Annotated in this window: 17 protein-coding genes; 8 read left to right on the top strand and 9 right to left on the bottom strand. The window is 76.0% G+C overall.

Annotation, left to right across the window (positions count from 1 at the left end; genetic code table 11):
• Window positions 1-131 precede the first annotated feature (131 nt).
• Window positions 132-1,019, top strand: coding sequence for a peptidoglycan-binding protein (locus tag ACIA5F_RS20705; RefSeq protein WP_399354987.1), 888 nt, complete (start codon window positions 132-134; stop codon window positions 1,017-1,019).
• 58 nt (window positions 1,020-1,077) lie between these two features.
• Here ACIA5F_RS20705 and ACIA5F_RS20700 read toward each other — a convergent pair whose 3' ends face one another.
• From ACIA5F_RS20700 to ACIA5F_RS20690, 3 genes are all read right to left on the bottom strand, one after another.
• Complete coding sequence (locus ACIA5F_RS20700) at window positions 1,078-1,542, bottom strand: hypothetical protein (RefSeq protein WP_399354985.1); 465 nt, start codon at window positions 1,540-1,542, stop codon at window positions 1,078-1,080.
• A gap of 184 nt (window positions 1,543-1,726) precedes the next feature.
• Entirely contained in the window at window positions 1,727-3,073 is a 1,347-nt protein-coding gene (locus tag ACIA5F_RS20695) for a DUF418 domain-containing protein (protein WP_399354983.1), read from the bottom strand.
• A complete protein-coding gene (locus tag ACIA5F_RS20690) occupies window positions 3,073-4,815 on the bottom strand; it encodes a VanW family protein (protein ID WP_399354981.1) in 1,743 nt (580 codons plus the stop codon). Before ACIA5F_RS20690 ends, ACIA5F_RS20695 begins: the two co-directional genes overlap by 1 nt.
• A 219-nt stretch (window positions 4,816-5,034) precedes the next feature.
• On the opposite strand from ACIA5F_RS20690, the gene ACIA5F_RS20685 reads away from it, so the two are divergent.
• From ACIA5F_RS20685 to ACIA5F_RS20670, 4 genes are all read left to right on the top strand, one after another.
• Window positions 5,035-6,135: an NUDIX domain-containing protein gene (locus ACIA5F_RS20685; protein ID WP_399354979.1), complete on the top strand. Its 1,101-nt coding sequence runs from the start codon at window positions 5,035-5,037 to the stop codon at window positions 6,133-6,135.
• 71 nt (window positions 6,136-6,206) lie between these two features.
• Entirely contained in the window at window positions 6,207-6,737 is a 531-nt protein-coding gene (locus ACIA5F_RS20680) for an SRPBCC family protein (protein WP_399354977.1), read from the top strand.
• Between the two features lie 130 nt (window positions 6,738-6,867).
• Window positions 6,868-7,602, top strand: coding sequence for an SDR family oxidoreductase (locus ACIA5F_RS20675; protein WP_399354975.1), 735 nt, complete (start codon window positions 6,868-6,870; stop codon window positions 7,600-7,602).
• Window positions 7,603-7,882: 280 nt separating this feature from the next.
• The gene (locus tag ACIA5F_RS20670; RefSeq protein ID WP_399354973.1) at window positions 7,883-8,362 is read left to right on the top strand and encodes a hypothetical protein; all 480 of its coding nucleotides are present in this window, start codon (window positions 7,883-7,885) and stop codon (window positions 8,360-8,362) included.
• A gap of 36 nt (window positions 8,363-8,398) precedes the next feature.
• Here the strand turns inward: ACIA5F_RS20670 and ACIA5F_RS20665 are convergent, their stop codons facing one another.
• From ACIA5F_RS20665 to ACIA5F_RS20645, 5 genes are all read right to left on the bottom strand, one after another.
• Window positions 8,399-9,418, bottom strand: coding sequence for a pyridoxal-phosphate dependent enzyme (locus tag ACIA5F_RS20665; protein WP_399354971.1), 1,020 nt, complete (start codon window positions 9,416-9,418; stop codon window positions 8,399-8,401).
• A gap of 120 nt (window positions 9,419-9,538) precedes the next feature.
• On the bottom strand, window positions 9,539-10,381 hold the full coding sequence (locus tag ACIA5F_RS20660; protein WP_399354969.1) for a Rossmann-like domain-containing protein: 843 nt from the start codon (window positions 10,379-10,381) through the stop codon (window positions 9,539-9,541).
• Window positions 10,378-11,175 (bottom strand): ABC transporter ATP-binding protein, encoded by a 798-nt coding sequence (locus tag ACIA5F_RS20655; protein ID WP_399354967.1) that lies wholly within the window; start codon window positions 11,173-11,175, stop codon window positions 10,378-10,380. Before ACIA5F_RS20655 ends, ACIA5F_RS20660 begins: the two co-directional genes overlap by 4 nt.
• Window positions 11,172-12,224 carry a FecCD family ABC transporter permease gene (locus ACIA5F_RS20650; protein ID WP_399354965.1) on the bottom strand — a complete coding sequence of 351 codons (1,053 nt, stop codon included), beginning with the start codon at window positions 12,222-12,224 and terminating at the stop codon, window positions 11,172-11,174. Before ACIA5F_RS20650 ends, ACIA5F_RS20655 begins: the two co-directional genes overlap by 4 nt.
• Window positions 12,214-13,251 (bottom strand): ABC transporter substrate-binding protein, encoded by a 1,038-nt coding sequence (locus tag ACIA5F_RS20645; protein WP_399354963.1) that lies wholly within the window; start codon window positions 13,249-13,251, stop codon window positions 12,214-12,216. The genes ACIA5F_RS20650 and ACIA5F_RS20645 overlap by 11 nt, the downstream gene beginning before the upstream one ends.
• 214 nt (window positions 13,252-13,465) lie before the next feature.
• Here ACIA5F_RS20645 and ACIA5F_RS20640 point away from each other — a divergent pair, with 214 nt between their 5' ends.
• Both ACIA5F_RS20640 and ACIA5F_RS20635 read left to right on the top strand, forming a co-directional pair.
• Window positions 13,466-14,764 carry an MFS transporter gene (locus ACIA5F_RS20640; protein WP_399354961.1) on the top strand — a complete coding sequence of 433 codons (1,299 nt, stop codon included), beginning with the start codon at window positions 13,466-13,468 and terminating at the stop codon, window positions 14,762-14,764.
• Window positions 14,765-14,919: 155 nt separating this feature from the next.
• Window positions 14,920-15,867: a class I SAM-dependent methyltransferase gene (locus tag ACIA5F_RS20635; protein ID WP_399354959.1), complete on the top strand. Its 948-nt coding sequence runs from the start codon at window positions 14,920-14,922 to the stop codon at window positions 15,865-15,867.
• 49 nt (window positions 15,868-15,916) lie between these two features.
• Here the strand turns inward: ACIA5F_RS20635 and ACIA5F_RS20630 are convergent, their stop codons facing one another.
• Window positions 15,917-17,392, bottom strand: coding sequence for a DEAD/DEAH box helicase (locus tag ACIA5F_RS20630; RefSeq protein WP_399354957.1), 1,476 nt, complete (start codon window positions 17,390-17,392; stop codon window positions 15,917-15,919).
• A gap of 276 nt (window positions 17,393-17,668) precedes the next feature.
• Here ACIA5F_RS20630 and ACIA5F_RS20625 point away from each other — a divergent pair, with 276 nt between their 5' ends.
• Window positions 17,669-19,192 carry an FAD-binding oxidoreductase gene (locus tag ACIA5F_RS20625; RefSeq protein WP_399354955.1) on the top strand — a complete coding sequence of 508 codons (1,524 nt, stop codon included), beginning with the start codon at window positions 17,669-17,671 and terminating at the stop codon, window positions 19,190-19,192.
• Window positions 19,193-19,311 lie beyond the last annotated feature (119 nt).

The raw sequence follows: 19,311 nt of genomic DNA, 5'->3' as shown, positions 1-19,311 counted from the left end.
GGGGGGCGGGGGGCGGCGGGGCCGGGGGCGGGGGCGGGGCCGGGGGCGCCCGGGGGCGCGGGGCCGCCCCGGCGGGGGGGGGGGCGGGCGCGCCCCCCCCGCCCCGGCCCCCGTGCCCGCCGGGAGACACCGTGTCCCAGCACCCTGACGAGAGCGGGATCGTGCCCGACGACAGCCCGCTCGTACGCCCGTACGTGGCCCCCTCGGGCCGGCCTCCCGCGCCCGCGGGCCCGCAGGCCGGGACCGTCTCCTTCCCCGGCCCGGCCGAGCAGGCCCGGGAGACGACACCCGGCCCCGGGCCCGGCCCCGACCCGCTTTCCCCGACCGCCCCGCCACCCGCCGGTTTCGGGCCCGCCGCCCCCGGCCCGTTCGGGACGACGGCCGTCCTGCCCGCCGTCCCGCCCGAGCCCGGGTCCGAGCCCGGGTCGGCCCGTCGGCGTGTGCGCGGTTCCGGCGGGCGGTTCCCGATGGCCGTCCTCGCCCTGATCGCGCTCGCCGGAGCCGGTGGGCTGGTCTTCCTGCTGCGCGGTCCCGACCCGGAGCCGGTACGGGCCCTGCCCCTGCCGGGGCTCTCCGCCCCGGCGCTCCCGGACCGTGGCCCCGACGCCGGTACGACACCCGGGCCCGGGGCTCCCTCCGGCGCGCCCGTACGCTCCGCCTCCGCCGCTGCCTCGGTGTCCGCCCCGGCCTCCGCCTCCGTCTCGTCCAGCCCCTCCACGAGCCAGAGCCAGAGCCAGAGCCAGGGGCCGAGCCCGGGTCCGAAGCCGACGTCCGCGCCGAGCGCGTCACCGACCCGGCCGCCTTCGGAGGCGTCGGGGACCCTGAGCCCGGGTGACCGGGGGGCCGAGGTGCGCACCCTTCAGCAGCGGTTGTACGGGCAGGGGTTCATGTACGTCTCCGTCACCGGTGTCTACGACGAGCAGACCGAGCGCGGTGTCGCCCAGCTCCAGCGGGACCGGGACATCAAGGGCGACCCGAAGGGCGTCTACGGCCCGGCCACCCGGGCGGCGTTCGGCTGAGCCCGGCCCACCGGCCGCCGGGCCCTGTGCCGGTGCCCGGTCGGCGCCGGGGGACGGCTCAGCGGCACAGGGGCACGGAGGCGGCGGCCACCGTGCCCCGGGCCGCCTCGCAGAAGAGCGTCATCTCGTACGTACGCCGTGGCGCGGCCGGACGCCCGCGCGGCGGGGTCCCGGCCGGTGCCGGGGGACGGACGGCCCGTGGCGCCGGGGCGGGCGCCGCGGGCCGGGCGGGGCGCGTGCGGCGCGGTCCGGTCCGCGCGGGGGTGTCCGCCACCGCCACCGTCTCGGCGGCCCGCGCGGAAGCGGGCGCCGGACCGGACCCGGCCGTCGGCGCGGGCGTGGTCCGGGGCAGCCGGCCCAGCGGCCAGGCCACGGGCGCCGGTTGCCGGGACGCCGTGGGCGCCGTCCCGGACGCCGGGCGCGGCGGCTCCGGCGGGCCGGCGGCGGGGTGCACGGTCGTGCACCCGCAGGTCATGACGAGTGAGGCGAGGGCCAGCGGCAGGGACCGGCGCAGCAACAGCATCCGCCCACCTTGCCGCACCGCGGGCCACGGGCCCGGTACGGTCACGCGGACGGGTGAGTCCGTGGAGTCCGGCCGCGCCACCGCCCCTCGGACGGTCCCGGCCCCCACTCGGCCCGGCACCCCCGAGGCCACCGCCGGACCGGTGCCGCCCTACGTCCGGAACCGCCCTGTGCCCGGTACTGTCCTACGCCCGGGTCCGGCCGTGGGTCGCCAGCCGGAGCAGGTGTTCCACCGGGCCGCGGCGCAGCGGGCTGTGGGCCCAGACGCGCTGCCAGGCCCAGGTCAAGGCCAGGGCCGCGCCGCCGAAGAGGCCCAGCGCGGACCAGGAGGCGGCCCCGTGCGCCGGGCCGGCCAGCACCAGTGCGTGGACGACGTAGGCGCTCAGCGCCATCGCCCCGAGGACGGCCAGGGGCCGGAGCAGGCGGTCGCCGAGCCGGTGCCGTGCGGCGAGCACGCACAGGCCGATGAGCGCGCAGCCCACGCCCGTGTTGCCGAGCGTCTCCAGCGGCGTCTGGCTGTAGGGGTCGGCCACCAGCAGCCAGTCCCAGGAGGTGCTGGGTATGGCGCCGTACTGCCCGCGCAGCACTTCCCGTACGGGATCGGCGGCGCTCAGGGCCTGCGGGTGGTGGACGGCTATCGCGTCGAGGAGCCGCTGCCGGCCGCCGAACACCTCGGTGGCGAGCCAGGCCGCGCCGTAGCCCGCGACGGCCGCCGCCGTGCCCCACACCGCCATCCGCCGGGCGGCGGACCCCTTCCGGAGGTCGCACAGCCGTCCCAGGGCCATTCCGGCCAGGACGTACGGGAAGTAGGTGGCCAGCGGGTACGCGCCGGTCAGGAGGAGCTGGACCACCATGTCGCCGAGCCCGTCCCGGCCGACCGCCCCGGAGAGGTCGGGGACCCGGCCCCGGCCGGCGCTCCCGTAGCCGAAGAACGGGCCGAGCAGGAACGACAGCAGCGGGCCCGCCACCACGGAACCGGCCGCCAGGGTGGTCAGGACGGGGGTGGAGAGCCGGGTGAAGGGCTCGGCGGCCAGGAAGTAGACGGCGAAGAAGGCCAGGATCACCAGGATGCCGGGCGACAGGGCGGCCAGCGCCAGGCCGAGCGCGGCCATGATCGCGCAGCGGATCAGCAGCGGGCGGTAGCGTGCGGCCCAGCCGGACGGCTGCTCGGCGAGGCTGCGGCCCCGCTGGGCCAGGACGAGCGAGAAACCGGCGAGGAGGGTGAAGAGCGCCGGGGCCCGCCCGTCGGCCGCGATCACCAGGTACCCGGCGCCGTCGGGCCGAGGCCCCGGCCCGACGTGCACCGCGAACATGCCGAGGACGGCGAGCCCGCGCACGGCGTCCACCCCGGCCAGCCTGGTACCGGCCCCCTTCACCCGGGCGGCGGGACCGCTGCCCGGCGCTCCGGTCGCCGCCCCGGAAGTCCTGGTACTCCCGGCAGCCCCGCTCGTGGCGGCGGCCGGGCCGCCGTCGCCGGGGTCCGTGCCCGTCATCCGCTTCGCCGCCCGCGCGCGCGTCAGCTGGACCCGCATCAGTCGCAGGTCACGGTGTCGCGCGGGGTGTAGCGGGTCTTCATCGTCTCCCGCTTGACCTCTTTGCCGCCCTGCACGAATATTCGGTCGACTGCCACGTCGAACCCCTCCAGCGGCGACTGGATCTCGCACTTCGGGCCCTTTCCGGCCCGGACGGCCGGCTGTTTGACGTTGGTCCGCGGGCCCTTGGTCGCGCGTATCTCGTCGTACTTCTTCGTCCCGAGGAACGTGATGGTGATCGAGGAGTCGGTGGCCTCGGCCTGGATGTACAGGGCCTTGCCCGAGTCGTTGGCGAAGCGCAGGTCCAGGGTGCCCCAGGCGACGGTGGCCTCACGGCCCTCGGGGTAGCGCTCGATGTAGAAGGAGTGCGCCCCGTACTCCACCGGCTTGACGCCCGCGAAGAACATCGCGTTGAAGACGGTGGTCGCGACGGCCGAGACCCCGCCGCCGGACGCCTTCTCGTACTGGCCGTTGTTGATGATCAGGCCGTCGACGAAGCCGTTCTCCTTCGTGCGCTCGCCGACCGTGCGGTTGAAGCTCCACGTCTCGTCGGGCAGCACCAGCGAACCGTTGATGAGCTGGGCGGCCCGGCCGATGTTGGTCGTGCGGTAGGCGGCCGGTTCGAAGTCGACCTTGAAGGAGGAGACCTTCTCCTTGATGCCGAGCTGCTGCACGGTCCCCTGGGAGAGCCGGGGCTGTACCGCCTCGGTGGCGACCTCCCCGGTCCGGGCGGACGCGCCGGACCCGGTCAGCAGGGGCAGCACGGCCGCGCTCAGCCCCTGCTCGGTGACCTGCCGGCCGGGCTTGCCCTCCTCGGTGACCGTGACCTGGCCCGCGCCGTCGACCCGGAGCTTCGCCTCGACCGGACCGGCGGTGGCCTGCCGCAGCGGACCGGCCAGCTCCGGGTCGGCCAGCAGCGCCTTGGTGTCGAGGGCCGGGGCGAGACGGCCCTTGCCGTCGTCCTTCATGGCCAGGTGCTTCGACAGGACGGAGGGGCCGACGGGTATGCGCTTGCCGTCGAGGGTGAGGGTGACCGGCGCGGACATGGCGGGCGTCGCGAACTCCTTCAGGGCCCGCTCCGTCTCCTGCTGTCCTATCCGCGGCTCGGTCCGCTGCACCGGCAGGGCCAGGGGCGTGCCGCCGGCCCGGGGGTAACCGGACCGCAGCGCGTCCAGCGAGCGGGCGGGATCGACGGTGACACCGGTGACCGGGGCCACCGCCTTCGCCTTGCCCTTCTCGAAGGCGACGGAACCCTCCCGGGTCTGCTGCCCGGCCTTCTTGCCCAGGGTGTCCAGGGTGGCGCGGGCCTTCTTCTCGTCGAGCCCGACGACCGGCTCCACATCGGGGTCGCCGGAGGAGAAGAGCCGGCCGATCACGGTCAGCGGGTCCGATCCGGAGCGCGCGGCGCGCTCGACGGTCGCCCCGGTGTCGAGGGAGAGCCCGAGGGTGCCCGGTCCGGCCTGCTCGGTGTGCTCGCCGATCCGCAGCGCGACCGGGGCCGCGGCGGCCGGTCCGAGCTCCCGGTCCAGGGTCCGGCGCGCCTCGGCCCGGCTCATCCCGCCTATGTCGACCCCGCGCACCTTCGTGCCCGCCGCGACGTCCTCGCCCGCGAGGAGCAGTCCGGCGCCGTACAGCCCGCCGAAGCCGAGGACCGCGGCGCCACCGACCACACCCGCGACAGCCGGTACGGTCCACCGTTTTCCGGCGGACGCCCCGGTATCCGTACGGGAAGCGCGTCGCATGTCTGGGTCTCTCCTCGCTGCGGTGACGTGGTCGGACCGGCGGTTCTCACGCCGCCAGTCCGCACGGGGAACGTATCAGGGGCTGCATAACCAGGTAATAAGGAGGTATAGGACGCGTAAAGCAGGGGTGCGCGGCCCCGGCGCGCGGGCCGCCGTAACCCGTCGGCCGTGTCCACTGTTGCACAGCCGGCGGGTCCCCCCACGGTGAACGGAGTTCCGATGCCGCAGCTGACCGACGAGGCAGTGACCGACGAGGTGACGGAGGCGACGGCCCCCGTCCACCGGGCGGCGGGCGGGGAGCACGACCCCGGGCGGCCGGGCACCTGGATGACCCCGGAGGCGTACGGCGCCTCGCGCGCCGCCCTGTGGACCGGAGCCGTCGTCCTCGTCACCGACACCGACGGCCGGGTTCTCCTGCAGAGCGTCGACTACCGCGAGGACCGGCTGCTGCCCGGCGGCGCCGTGGACGCGGGCGAGGCGCCCTCCGGGGCCGCGGCCCGCGAGATGCGCGAGGAGCTCGGCGTCGAGGGCCGCTACCCGCGCGGCCTCGCCGTGGACTGGATTCCCGCCGGGGCCCCCGGCTTCGCCCCCGGCATGCGCTTCCCCGGCGAGATCCTGCACGTCTACGACGGCGGCACCTGGAGCCCGGAGCAGACCGCCGCCGTCCGCCTCCCGGCCCAGGAGATCACCGGCATCGGCTTCGCCGAACCGGCCGACCTGCCGGCGCTGATGGACGCGGGCGACGCCCGCCGCACGCTGTCCGCGCTGCGCGCCCGCGTCAACGGCGGCGGCACCGCCCTGCTGGAGGACGGCCGCCCCACCGCGCCCACCGCCCTCGACCGGCTCGGCGTGCTGCGCACCCGCCGGGTCCCGCACCACGGCACCTGGCACCCCGGCCCGGCCCCCGCCCACCTGCCCGTACGGGGGCGCTCGGGCTGGCTCTTCGCCCCCGACGGCCGGGTCCTGCTGCTGATCGCCCGCGCCACCGGCGCCGCCCACCTGCCCTCCCCGACGGCCGGACCCACCACGGGCGCCGTCCCGCTCGGCTACCGGTACACCGCCCCGGACGCCGGGGGCCCGCCGGACCGGCACGGCGTCCACCCGCGTACCGCGGCCCGCCTGACCGCCGTGGGCCCGGCCGCCGACCCGGCCCGCGCCCGGCTGCTGGCCACCCCCGAGCAGGTCCGCGAACTCAGCGACTGGGGTCCGGCCGGCCACCACGAACTCGCGGCCGTCCACGCGGCCCGCGCCCGGCTCTCCCTCCCCGTCCCCGCCCGCACCCCGCTCACGGAACTGCCCCAGGAGGGCGTCCGCTGGTGACCGCGGCGCGGGCCGCCGCCGCGCGCCGGCAAATCCGTCCCCGGCGGGCGGCGGTCCCGCAGCATGGGGCCATGAGCGACAGCGCGATCACCTACACCCTGTACATCCAGGCCGACCCCGCCCGGGTCTGGCAGGCCCTCACCGAGCCCGCTCTCACCCGCCGGTACTGGGGCCTGAGCTTCGAGACCGACTGGGCGGTGGGCTCGCCGATGGACTGGGTCGAGCACGGGGCCCGTACCAGCGACCCCGCGCAGGTGGTCCTCGACTGCGTCCCGCACCGCAGGCTCTCCTACACCTGGCACACCTTCACCCCGGGCTGGGCGGCCGCGGCCGGGGTCGGCGAGGAGCTGCGGGCCGCCCTGGCGCGGGAGCCCCGTACCCGGGTCACGTACGAGATCGAGCCGGTCGGCGACACCCTGGCGCGGCTGACCGTCCTCCACGAGGGGTTCACCCCCGGCTCCACCATGATCGGCATGTGCGCCCGGACCTGGCCGCTGCTCGTCTCCAGCCTCAAGACCCTGCTGGAGACCGGGGCCCCGCTGCCCGAGCCGGGACACGAGCCGGGCCAGGGGCACGGCGGGCACGAGGCGTACGGCGACTGACCGGCCGGCGCGGGCCCGGGCCGCCCCGCGTCCCGGCCGGGCCCGGTCCCTCCCGTACCCGGCGTCCCGTCCGGACCGCCCGGGGCCGGGTTTGTGATCATGTGGACGACCACGAACCAGGAGCGCCGTCATGACCCTCACCCACCACCGCGTCGTCATCACCGCCGCCGGCCGCGACTTCGGGCGTACCCTCGCCCTGCGCCTCGCGAGCCAGGGCGCCGAGGTGTACCTCTCCGCCCGCACCCTCGAAGCCGCCGCGGGCGTCCGCGAGGAGATCGTCGCGCAGGGCCACGACGCCGACCGCGTCCACGCCTTCGCCTGCGACCTCACCGACCCCGCCTCGGTACGGCGGTTCGCCGCCGCGGTGGCCGCCCGGACCGGCCACGTCGACGTGCTCGTCAACAACGGGTCCCGGTACCAGCACGGCACGGAGCTGCTCTCCGCCTCCGACGAGGACGTCGTCGACACCCTCGCCTCCGGGGCCACCGGCACCGTCCTGGTCACCAAGGCGTTCCTCCCGCTGATCCTGGAATCAGACAAGCCGGACATCGTGACCATGGTCTCGGGGTGCGGGGACGCGGGCCACCACCGCTCCGACGCGCACGACGCCTTCTACGCCGCCAAGAGCGCCCAGGCCGGTTTCACCGAGATCCTCTCGCGCAGGCTGCGCGAGCGGGGCGTGCGGGTCATCTCCCTCTACCCGCCGGACTTCGACAACCACGACCCGCTCTCGGACGCCTGGGAGAACGCCCCGCGCACGGCCAAGGACCCGCTCACCGCCCAGTCACTGGTGGACTGCGTCCTGTTCGCCGTGGGCCAGCCCCGGGACTGCTTCATCAAGTCCTTCCACTTCGAGCAGGTCTGACCGGGCCCGTGCGCGGACGGCCGGGAACGGCCCCGGCGCCGGGAGGCACCCTGGTCACCGGCCGTCCGCGGCGGTCGTGTGGAATGGACGCCATGGGGAGAGGACAGCACACGACGCGGCGGCCCGGCCCCGGGCGCGCCCGGCCCGGACCCGGCGCACCGGGCGCCCGGACCGTACCCGCCCGGACCGCACCCGCCCGGACGGTCCGGCGCGGCCACTCCGCCCCGGCGCCGCTCCCGTACGGGCCCCCCGCGGGCCCGGCCCGCGAAGGCGCCGCCCGGTGAACCCCGCAGGCGAGGACGCGGCCCCCGCGCGCCGGAGCTACGCCCGCCACCTGGACTCCCTGGCCGCCGCCGCCCGCACCGGCGGGTGCGGGGCCGAGGCCGAGGCGGTCGCGGCCGTCCTGCGCGACCCCGACCCGGTGATGGCCGAGAGCGCGGTCGTCACCCACCTCGACCGCCGGGCGGCGCGCCTGCCCGCCGGGGCGGCGTTCCCCGGCTGGGCCCACGAGATGACCGCCGCGGTGGCGGGCCGCGCCTTCCCGGCCCGGCGGCTGCGCGAGTGGACCCTGCTCAAGGCCCTGGGCCACGGCGACCCCTGGTCGGCCGAGGAGCTCACCGGCGCCTCCGACTGGTGCCAGCGCACCGCCGTGCGGACGGTGGCCTCGGCCGACGCCCTCGGCCTGCTCGCCGCCGGAGCCCGCACCTGGAGCGTCCGCAACACCGCCGCCCAGCGCCTGCGCCGCCGGACCACCACCTGACCCGACGGGCACCGGCCGGGACCTCGAAGACAGGACCTAGGAGACACCCGCCGGGGTCCGGCAGGGTGCCGTGGAGCCGGCCCAGTCCATCCGGGACCAGGGCAGCGTCAGCTCCTGCGGGCCCGCCGCCTCCCGGGGCGCCAGCTCCGCGACCGGGGGCACGTCCGCGTGCCCGGCGAAGACGCTGTCCACGTACCGGTGCCCCGTGTCGGGCGCCACGAACACCACCGTCGCCCGCGGACACAGCTCCCGCTCCCACCGCGCCGCCAGGTACGCGGCCCCCGAGGACAGCCCCGCGAACACCGCGTGCCGGCGCAACAGGTCGACGCTCCCGGCCCGCGCCACGTCGAAGCCCGTCCAGTGGATCGTGTCGTACAGCTCGTGCGCGACGTTCTCGAACGGGATGGAACTGCCGATCCCGGCGATGATGATCTCCGGGTCGCTCACGTGCCCGGCGCCGAAGGTGACGCTCCCGTACGGCTGCACGCCCACCAGCCGTACCTGCGGGCGCGCCGCCCGCAGGTACCCGGCCAGCGCCCCGGTGGACGCCCCCGTGCCGACCCCGCCGACCAGGACCAGCGGGCCGTCGTCCACCTCGGCGTGTATCCGGTCGGCGACCGCCTCGTAACCGAGGTAGTGGACGGGGTCGTGGTACTGCCGCATCCAGTGGTGGCCCGGGTGCTCCGCCAGGATCTCGGCGACCCGGGCCACCCGCCGCTTCTGGTCCAGCTTCAGGTCCGCGCACGGCTCCATCTGCTCGAACGTGGCCCCGAGCACCGCGAGCTGGACGCGCAGCGTGTGGTCCACGGTGGTCGACCCGACGATGTGACAGTGCATCCCGTGCCGGTGGCAGGCGAGCGCCAGAGCGTGCGCGTAGATCCCGCTGGAGCTGTCCAGCAGGGTGTCACCGGGCCGCACCACCCCCGTCTCCAGCAGCCGACGGACCGCCGCCAGCGCGGAGAGGGCCTTCATCGTCTCGAAGCGGACGCAGACGAGCCGCTCGTCGAGCCGGATCAGGTCCGGCCGCCCCACGGCCTCGGCGAAGTGCTGCTCCATGACGGGTCCTTTCGTCCTCTGCTGCGCCGGTGGCCGCCCTGGCCGGACCGGCGGTACGGAAAGCGGGCGCCTGCGGGGCGCCCCGGCGGGCCGGGAACCGGTCGCGGGTCCCGGCCCCCCTCACGCGGTCGCCCGGTAGCGGTAGAGCGTGGTCGGCTCGGCGCTGAACTGGGAGAACGGGAACGGCTCCGCCGACAGCGCGCTCACCCCGCGACCCAGGAACGCGCGGGCCACGGCGCTGCCGCTCTGCGCGTACACGACCAGCGGCAGCTCCCGTTCCCGGCAGCGGGCCAGGAGCGTGTCGAAGCTGCCGTTGCCCAGGGTCATCCCGGTCGCCACCACCGCGTCGGCCCGCTCCAGGACCTGCGTCATGTCGGCCGAGACCGGGTCGCCCCACTGGGTGGCGCGCAGGTTCAGGTCGCAGGGCAGCGGCACCCCGCCGCGCTCGCGGATCGCCGCGACGAGCGGGTTCACCACGCCGATCAGCGCCACCTCGGCCCCCGGCCCGATGTCCAGCAGCCCGGCCACCGCCGCGTCCCGGGCGCGGGCCCGTACCTCCGGCGGCCCGGCGGGCAGCGCCACCGGCTCGGCCTGCCCGGCCTCGGCCGCCGTGCGGTGCGGCCGTACGGCGGCCAGGTAGGCGTCCAGCGCGGCGAGCCGCAGCGGTCGCGGTCCCGTGCGCAGCAGACGGTCCAGCGGGCTGCCGGACAGCTCCCCGCACACCTGCGGGCCGATCTCTCCCTCCTCGAAGGCGCAGGCCCCGAACGCCTCGCCGAGCCGCACCAGCACGTACTGGTTGCGGTAGGTGGTGTCACCGCCCGCCAGCCGGGTCCCGTGGTGCATCCAGAACACACTGGTCGCCGTCAGCTCCGAGGGCAGCGGCCCGTGGGCTCCGTCGAGCACGTCCCGGGTCAGTTCCCCGACGCCACCGGTCACGGCGGCCGTACCTGTCACGCTCTTCACGACTCTCCTTCGTCCACGTTCTTGTGACGGGGCAACGGCCCCCGGTAGGCCAGGGCCAGATGCCCCAGCGGGTCCTTGTGCGGCTCGGCGTCGACCTCGAAGACCTCGGCCAGCCGCGCGGGCGCGAGCACCTCGGCCGGGGTGCCCGAGGCCACCAGCCGGCCGTGGTGCATCAGCAGCAGCCGGTCGCAGTAGCGGGCCGCCAGCGCCAGGTCGTGCAGGGCCACCAGCACCGTGCGGCCACTGCCGGACACCAGCTCCAGCAGCTCCAGCTGGTGGCGCACGTCGAGGTGGTTGGTGGGCTCGTCCAGCACCAGGGCGCCGGTCTCCTGGGCCAGGGCCCGCGCCAGGTGCGCCCGCTGGCGCTCCCCGCCGGACAGCTCCCGCCAGGTCCGCCCGGCCAGCGGGACCAGCCCGGTCCGTACGAGGGCCCGTGCGACGGCTTCCCGGTCGGCCGGCCCGGGCCCCCGCCAGCGCCCCTGGTACGGGGTGCGCCCGAGGCCGACGACATCGGCGACCCGCATCCCGGCGTCGGTGGCGGGCGACTGTTCCACGAAGGCCAGGGCCAGGGCGGTCCGGCGCGGGCTCCAGCCGGCGACGGGCAGGCCGTCGTAGCGGACCGTCCCGGCGGACGGCGCCCGCAGCGCGGCGACACAGCGCAGCAGCGAGGACTTCCCGCAGCCGTTGGGGCCGATCAGCCCCACGGTCTCGCCGGGAGCGACCTCGAAGTCCACCTCCCGCACCACCGTCCTGCCCCCGACGGCCCAGCTCAGCGATTCGACGGTGATCCTCACAACTGCCCCCGGCGGCGCAGGACGAGCAGGAAGAGCGGGACCCCGACGAGCGCGGTGAAGACGCCCACCGGCACCTCGCGGGGGGCGAACGCCACCCGGGCCAGGGCGTCCGTCCAGACCAGGAACACCGCCCCGGCCAGGGCCGAGTACGGCAGCAGCAGCCGGTGGCGCGGCCCGACCAGGAAACGGACCCCGTGCGGCACGATCAGGCCGACGAAGCCGATCGCCCCGACCGAGGCCACCGCCACGGCCGTCAGCACGGCGGTCACCACCAGCAGCAGCCGGCGCACGGCCCGTACGTCGACCCCCAGCGAGGCGGCGGTGTCGGCGCCGAAGGCCAGCGCGTCCAGGGACCCGGCGCAGCACCGGGCGGCGCCCAGCCCCACCAGGGTCACCACCGCGCACACCGCCACGGCGTCCCAGCGGGCGGCGGCCAGGGAGCCGAGCAGCCAGTGGGTGAGCGCCCGGGTGGTGTCGGCGTCCCCGGCGGCCATCAGCACCAGCGACATCAGCGCCGCGAAGAGCTGGCCCACCACCACCCCGACCAGGACGATCCGGGCCGAGTCCAGCCCCCCGCCGCCCCGCAGCAGCAGCACCAGCACCCCGAAGGAGACCAGCGCCCCCGCCAGGGCCCCGCCGGACACGCCCAGCGCGCCCGCGCCCACCCCGAGGACGACGACGGCGGCGGCTCCCGCCGAGGCCCCCGAGGAGATCCCCAGCAGGTACGGATCGGCCAGGGCGTTGCGGGTCACGGCCTGGAGCACGGTCCCGCACACCGCGAGGGCCGCCCCGACCAGCGCGGCCATCAGCACCCGGGGCACCCGCAGGTCCCAGACGAGCGAGTCCAGCAGCGGGGGCAGCGGCTCGACCCCGGTGAACCCGGTGCGCACGGCCACGGCCCGCAGCAGCTCCCCGTACCCGGCGCGGGCGCTGCCGATGCCGACGGCGGTCGCCAGCGAGACCGTCAGCAGCGCCACGGAGCCGGTGAGGAGGAGGACCGGGGGCGGCCCGGCCCGGGGGACGGCGGCCACCGGGGGGTCAGCGGACATGCCCGAGGTCCTTCATCCCGGCGGCCAGCAGTTCCAGCGCGTGCACCGAGCGCACCGAGGGGTCCATCTCGATGCCGGGCACCTCCACGATCCGGTTCTCCCGTACCGCCCGCAGCTTGGAGACGACGGGGTGCCCGGTGAGCAGGGCCCGCTTCTCGGCGGCGCTGTCGCCGGGCTTGCCCCGCTCGGAGAGGTCCCCGATGACGAGGAAGTCGGGGTCGCGGGCGGCGATCTCCTCCCAGGTCACCTCCGGCCAGTCCTCGGCGACGTCGTCGAAGGCGTTGCGGGCGCCTACCAGCCGGCTCATCTCGTGGGGCATGCCGGTGCCCCCGGCGACGTACGGGGTCCCGTTGAAGGAGGAGTACAGCCAGACCACGGTCGGCGCGCCCTGGACCCGCCCGGCGGTGGCGGCGGCCAGTGCCACCCGTTCCCGCTGCCCGGCGGCGAGCCGTTCGGCCCGGTCGGTGACGCCGAAGGCCCGGCCCAGGGCGAGGTAGTCGTCGAAGAGCAGCTCGAAGGCGGGCCTGGGCGGCCTGCTGAGCTCGGGGCAGTCGACGGCGCTGACGAAGGCGGGCAGCCCCAGAGCGCCCAGCTCCTCGCGGGTGCCGGCCCGGTCCCCGGTGTACAGCTCGGCGGAGCCGCCGAGGACGAAGTCGGGTTCGGCGGCCCGCAGTTGTTCGCCGCCCAGCACCTTGGGGCTGAGGACGGGCACCTTGGCATAGGCGTCCCGGTACTCCCCGGCGACCTTGGTCTTGAGGTTGGCCGTCCCGGCCATCCGCGCGCCGAGCCCGAGTTCCAGCAGCAGCTCGGTGCTGTTCTGGTCGAGGGTGACCGCGCGCCGCGGGGGAGCGGCGACGGTCAGCTGCCGCCCGCAGCTGGTGAGGGTGGTGGACCCGGGCGCCCCGGCCGCCGCCTCCGGGCCGTCCGCCGGGGCCGCGCATCCCGCGGTCGTGAGGGCGAGGGTCAGGGCGGTGCCCAGTCCGAGGGTGATCCCCAGGGAGCCGGTCCGGCGTCTGGAACGAGGCATGAATCCTCCGAAAACTAGTCAAAAAGGTATGGGGGTACGCCGATGTGCGCGCTGCGGCGAGGAGGGACGTGCCTCATGGCATGCCCCTGCCAGCGGCGATGGGTGTGAGTGTACTGTAATGGCAATCGTTTTCATTAGGCCACCCGGGGTGCGCGTCACCGCCCACCGGGCGGGCCGTCCGCACGCCGCGGAACACCCCGAGGAGCAGCCAGGCATGACCAGTTCGCCCCCGCGCAGCACCCCCGCGCCCACGGCGCCACCCCCCACCCGGTCGGTGCTGCGCGACCCCGTCTTCCTGCGGCTGTGGTCCGCCACCACGGCCTCCGGGCTCGCGACCTGGGCCCTGCCCTTCGTCCTCGGCCTCGCCGTCCTGACCCGCGACCTCACCCCGGCCGGCCTCGGCCTGGTCCTCGCCGCCCGCACCGCCGGGTTCCTGGGAGCCGTCGCCGTCGGCGGGGTCCTCGCCGACCGGCACTCCCGGCGGGCCGTGGTGCTCTGGTCCGGCCTCGCCGCCGCCGCGGCGGCCCCGCTGCTCGCCCTCGGCCTCGGCCGCTCGCTGCTGCTGATGGCCGCCGCCGCGGCCCTGGCCGGAGCCGGGCAGGGGGCCTGCCGGCCCGCCTTCCAGGCGCTCACCGCCGAGGTCGTCGAACCGGAGCGCCGTCAGCGGGCCAACGCCGCCATGACCTTCTCCGTCCGCGTCAGCACCCTGACCGGCCCCGCTCTGACGGCCCTGCTCGCCGCCTTCCTGGACATCGCCACCCTGCTGCTCGGGATCGGCCTGCTGTGGCTGGCCGCCGCCCTGGCCCCGGCCGCCCGGCCGCCGCGCACCGCCCCCGGGAACCCGGCCGCCGCCGCCCCGCGCGCCTCCTTCGCGAAGGAGTTCCTCGACGGCATACGCGAGGCCCGCCGCCACCCCTGGTTCCTGGCCGGGCTGTTCGCCCTCACCGCCGTCATCGCCACCGGGTACTCGGCCACCGCCGTCGCCCTGCCGCTCGTCAGCCGCGACCGCTACGGCACCGGGATCGTCCTCGCCGCCGCCACCACCGCCTACACCCTGGGCGCCCTGGCCGGAGCCTTCGCCGTCTCGCGGCTGCGCCCGCGCGCCGAGGGCTGGGCCGCCCTCGCGGGCCTCGCCGCGTACGGGTTCGCCCCCCTGAGCCTGATGCTGCCCGTCCCCGCGGCCGTGGTCGTCGCCGCCTACGCCGTCGCCGGCCTGGGCATCGAGCTCTTCAACGTGCCCTGGTTCACGGCCACGCAGCGCGAGGTGGCCCCGGACAAGCTCGCCCGGGTCTCCTCCCTCGACTTCCTGCTCTCCTACGGACTGGCCCCGGTCGGCCTCGCGGTGATCGCCCCGGCCGTCGCCGCCTTCGGCGCGGGCCCGGTGCTGGCCGGCTGCGCGCTGGCCTGCTTCCTCGCCCCCGCCTGCGCGGCCCTCGTCCCCTCGGCCCGGGACTTCGCCGTCCGGCCGCAGGCCGCCGGGCCTCGGGAGGAGGCGGGCGCGCGGGGGACATAAGCCCCAGAAAGGGGCGGCGGAGGGAAACCGGCGGCATTTATTCCACGCCTGCCGCGTAAGGGTCTCGTCATACACCCGTTCGGGGTTCTAAGGTGCGGACACCTGGCCAGGTAGCAGCGCTGAACCGATGCCCTTCCGCTGGAGGATGACTCTCCGTGTCGCATGTTTCACAGGCTCCCGTCGCTCCGCGCGACACCGAGCCCGCCCCGCCCGTCCCCGGCGACTTCAGCGAGGTCGAAGGCTGGTTCGGAGCGCACGACCAGGTGCTCTTCGACTGGTTCCTGACCCGCCAGAACAACGCCGGGGACGGTCCGGGCGACCTCCTGGAGCTCGGCGCTTTCCTGGGCAAGAGCGCGATCTTCCTCGGCCGGTACCTGCGGAAGGGGGAGACGTTCACCGTCTGCGACCTCTTCGACTCGCCCGCGCCGGACGACTCCAACCTCGCGGAGAACCAGGACTCCTACCCCACGCTCACCCGCCGCGGCTTCGAGACCAACTACCTGGCCTTCCACGAGGAACTGCCGACGGTCGTGCAGGCCCCGACCTCCGTCATCGCCGGCCGGGTGCCCCCGGCGAGCTGCCGGTTCGTGCACATCGACGCCTCCCACCTCTACGAGCACGTGGTCACGGACATCGAGAGCTCACGCCTGGTCGCCGCCCCGGGCGCGGTGGTGGTCTTCGACGACTACCGCTCCCCGCACTGCCCCGGTGTCGCCGCCGCGGTCTGGACCGCGGTGGTCACCGGCGGGCTCCACCCCGTCTGCGTCTCCTCGTCGAAGCTCTACGCGACCTGGGACGACCCGGCGCCCCACCGGGCGGCGCTGCTCGGCTGGCTGGAGGGGCGCGAGGACCTCTGGCACGGCGTGGACGTCATCGCGGGCCGGCCGATGGTCCGCATAGGCGACGACCGGGCCGTCCCGCCCGCGCCGCCGCAGCCCCTGCGCCCCGCGCCCCGGCCCGTCCAGGAGGCCCCCGCCCGGCCCGCTCCGGACGCCGCCCGGCGGGCCCGGGAGGTCCGCCTGCGCAAGCTGGCGAAGGACCTGCTGCCGCCCGTGGTGACCCGCGCCGTCGTGGCGGCGAGGCGCCGCCGACGCCTCGGCTGACCGCCGCCCCGACGTGCCGGCCTCTCTCCCCGGAGGCCGGCACCGCAGGTCAGTTGCCCCGGCGCACCCGGGCCGCGCGGCGCGCCTCGGCGGTCTGGCGGGCCTCCGTGGTCTTGCGGGACTCCTTGCCCCTGCCGGGCCGGCCCGGACGGGTACCCATCCCGCGGAAGCCCAGGTCCGAGCCCGAGGGCTTCCCCTGGGCGTCGGTCGGCGCCGCACCGGCCAGCGGCACCCCGGAGGGCGCCTTCGCGCCGGTGATCCGGCTGAGCGCCGTCTCACCGGACCGCACCTGCGTGACGGTCGGCCGGATGCGGGCCTCCGCCATCAGCCGCACCATGTCCCGGCGCTGGTTCGGGGTGACGAGGGTGACGACCCGCCCGGACTCCCCGGCCCGCGCGGTACGGCCGCCGCGGTGCAGGTAGTCCTTGTGGTCGGCCGGCGGATCGACGTTGACCACGAGGTCCAGGTCGTCGATGTGGATGCCGCGCGCGGCGACGTTGGTCGCGACCAGGACGGTGACGTCCCCGCTCTTGAACCGGTCCAGGGTCCGGGTCCGCTGCGGCTGCGACTTCCCGCTGTGCAGCCCCTCCGCCCGCACGCCCATGGCCCGCAGGTGCCGGGTGAACTGGTCGACTCCGTGCTTGGTGTCCAGGAACATCAGCACCCGGCCGTCACGGGCCGCGATCTCGGTCGCCGTCGCGAACTTGTCGGCCGCGTGGATGTGCAGCACGTGGTGGTCCATCGTGGTGATCGTGCCCGCCGCGGGGTCCACGGAGTGCGAGACCGGGTCCTTCAGGTAGCTGCGCACCAGCTGGTCCACATTGCGGTCCAGGGTGGCGGAGAAGAGCATCTTCTGCCCCGCGTGGTGCACCTGGTCCAGGATCTCGGTGACCTGCGGCATGAACCCCATGTCACACATCTGGTCGGCCTCGTCCAGCACCGTGATCCGCACCCGCTCCAGGTGCACGTCACGCCGCCCGACCAGGTCGCTGAGGCGACCGGGGGTGGCCACCACGACCTCGGCCCCGGTGCGCAGCGCGCTCACCTGCCGCCCGATCGACAGCCCGCCGACCACCGTGGCCATCCGCAGCCCCAGCGCCTGCGCGTACGGGGTCAGCGCCTCGGTCACCTGCTGCGCCAGCTCGCGCGTCGGCACCAGGACCAGGGCGAGCGGGCGCTTGGGGTCCGCCGTCCGCCCCGCCGTGCGCGCCAGCAGGGCCAGGCCGAAGGCGAGCGTCTTGCCGGAGCCGGTCCGGCCGCGGCCGAGGACGTCCCGTCCGGCCAGGGCGTTCGGGAGCGTGGCGGCCTGGATGGGGAACGGCTCGGTCACCCCCTGGCCGGTCAGCGTCTCCATCAGCTCACGGGCCAGGCCGAGCTCGGAGAACGACTCCACCGGCGCCAGCGCCGGCTCGACCGTTCTGGGCACCGCGAACTCGCCCTGCAGTACGGCGGCCCGAGGGGCCTTGGCGCCGGTCCTGGCGCCGCCCTTCACACCGAAACGCCCGTGAGGTGACGGGTTCTTCATGCAGAACCTTCCGAAGCAAGAAACAAGATGGTCAACCGCCCAGTGTACCAGCGGGGCCCCGCCCCCCACGGTGTCCGGCCGCCCGCCCCCGCACCCGGCGGGCCCGGCCGCGGTGGATCACGGCGGCCACCCGTTCCGGCGCGTTGTGACGGACTCCGGGCCGCTTCGTCCCGCCCCGGCCCCCCGCTCGCCGAAGCTGCACCTGTTCGACGCCCCGTCCTGCCCCCGCAGGACCCCCTTTGTCCTGCGTGCGCAGGACGGAACGGAGTGTGGTCAGTGATCAGCAGGCGCTCGCTCATCCGTGCCGGAGCCGGCGTAGGCGCGGCAGCCGCGCTGACCGTCGGCAGCGGTGGCCTGATGCTGGCGCAGGCCGCCGGCACCGCCCCCTGGAGCACCCTGCGACGGCGGCTCTCCGGCCCGCTCGTCCTGCCTGCCGACGCCTCGTACACGACCGCCAAGCAGGTGCAGCTGGCCCAGTTCGACGCGATCCACCCGCAGGCCGTCGCCTACTGCCTCGACGAGTGCGACGTGGCCACCACCGTCCGCTTCGCCCAGGACAACGGCCTGGCCACGGCGGTGCGCAGCGGCGGCCACAGCGCGGCCGGCTACTCGACCACCCCGGGCCTGGTCCTCGACGTCTCCAGGATGAACACCGTCCGCCCCGGAGAAACGGTTCACCTGGGCCCCGGCAGCCAGGGCGTCGACATCCTGAACACCCTCGCCCCCCACGGCATCCAGATGGCGTCCGGCACCTGTCCCACCGTCGCCGCCGGCGGCTGGATACAGGGCGGCGGCCTGGGCTTCGCGTCCCGCAGGTTCGGCATGGGCGCCGACCGGCTGGTCTCCGCCCGGGTCGTGCTCGCCGACGGCCGGACGGTCCGGGCCGCGCAGGACGAGCACCCCGACCTGTACTGGGCACTGCGCGGCGGCGGTGGCGGCAACTTCGGCGTCGTCACCGACTTCGAGGTACGCCCGGTCCGGATACCCTCGCTCACCAGCTACAACCTGGGCTTCCGCTGGACGGACGCCGCCTCGGCGATCCTGGCCTGGCAGGACTGGATCGCCACCGCGCCCCGGGAACTCTCCTCGGAGCTGCTCTTCCTGCTCTCCACCGACGCGCCCGCGGGCAGCGAGCCGTACGTGGTCCTCACCGGCGGGTACATCGGCCCGCAGGCCGACTGCGACCGGGTCCTGGACCGGTTCGTGGCCGCCGCTGGCGTGCCCGCCGTCACCCGGACCGTGGCCGAGCTGCCCTACCAGCAGGCGATGATGAAGGTCTTCGGCTGCGGGGAGAAGACCGTCACCGAGTGCCACCGCATCGGCTACTCGCCCGACGCCCAGCTGCCCCGCGACAACCACTCCACCGGCCGCAACCTGTACTTCGGCGCGCCGTGGACCCGCGCCGCCGCCGAAGCGGCCCTGGCCTCCTTCACGGCCGACGCCCGGCCGGGCCAGTTCCGTTTCCTGGGGCTCTTCGCCTACGGCGGGCAGATCAACGACCTCGCCCCGAACGCCACCGCCTTCGTCCACCGCGACGCGCTCTTCAACGCGGGCTTCTCGGTGGGGCTGACCCGCCCGGACGCGGGCCAGGACGACAAGGACCGGGCCCAGGCGTGGGCGAACGGGGCCTTCACCACGATGGACCCGTACTCGCTCCACCGGTCCTACCAGAACTACATGGACCCGGCCCTCACCGACTGGCGGCAGGCGTACTACGGGCAGAACTACGCCCGGCTGCGGACGGTCAAGCGCGCCTACGACCCCCACCGCTTCTTCCGCTTCGCCCAGGGCATCGACTGACCCGGCGCCCCGGGGCGGGGGGGGGGGGGGGGGCGGGGGGCCGGCCCGGGGGGGGGGGGCCGGGGGCCCGGGGGGGGGGGGGGGGGGGGCCGGGGGGGCGGGGGGGGGCGCCGGGGCGC

It is taken from the genome of Streptomyces sp. NPDC051567 (assembly GCF_044454165.1).
In the GTDB taxonomy this organism is placed as follows: Bacteria; Actinomycetota; Actinomycetes; order Streptomycetales; family Streptomycetaceae; genus Streptomyces.
Note: the sequence above shows the minus strand (reverse complement) of the source record. Positions and strands in the feature narration are given on the sequence as shown.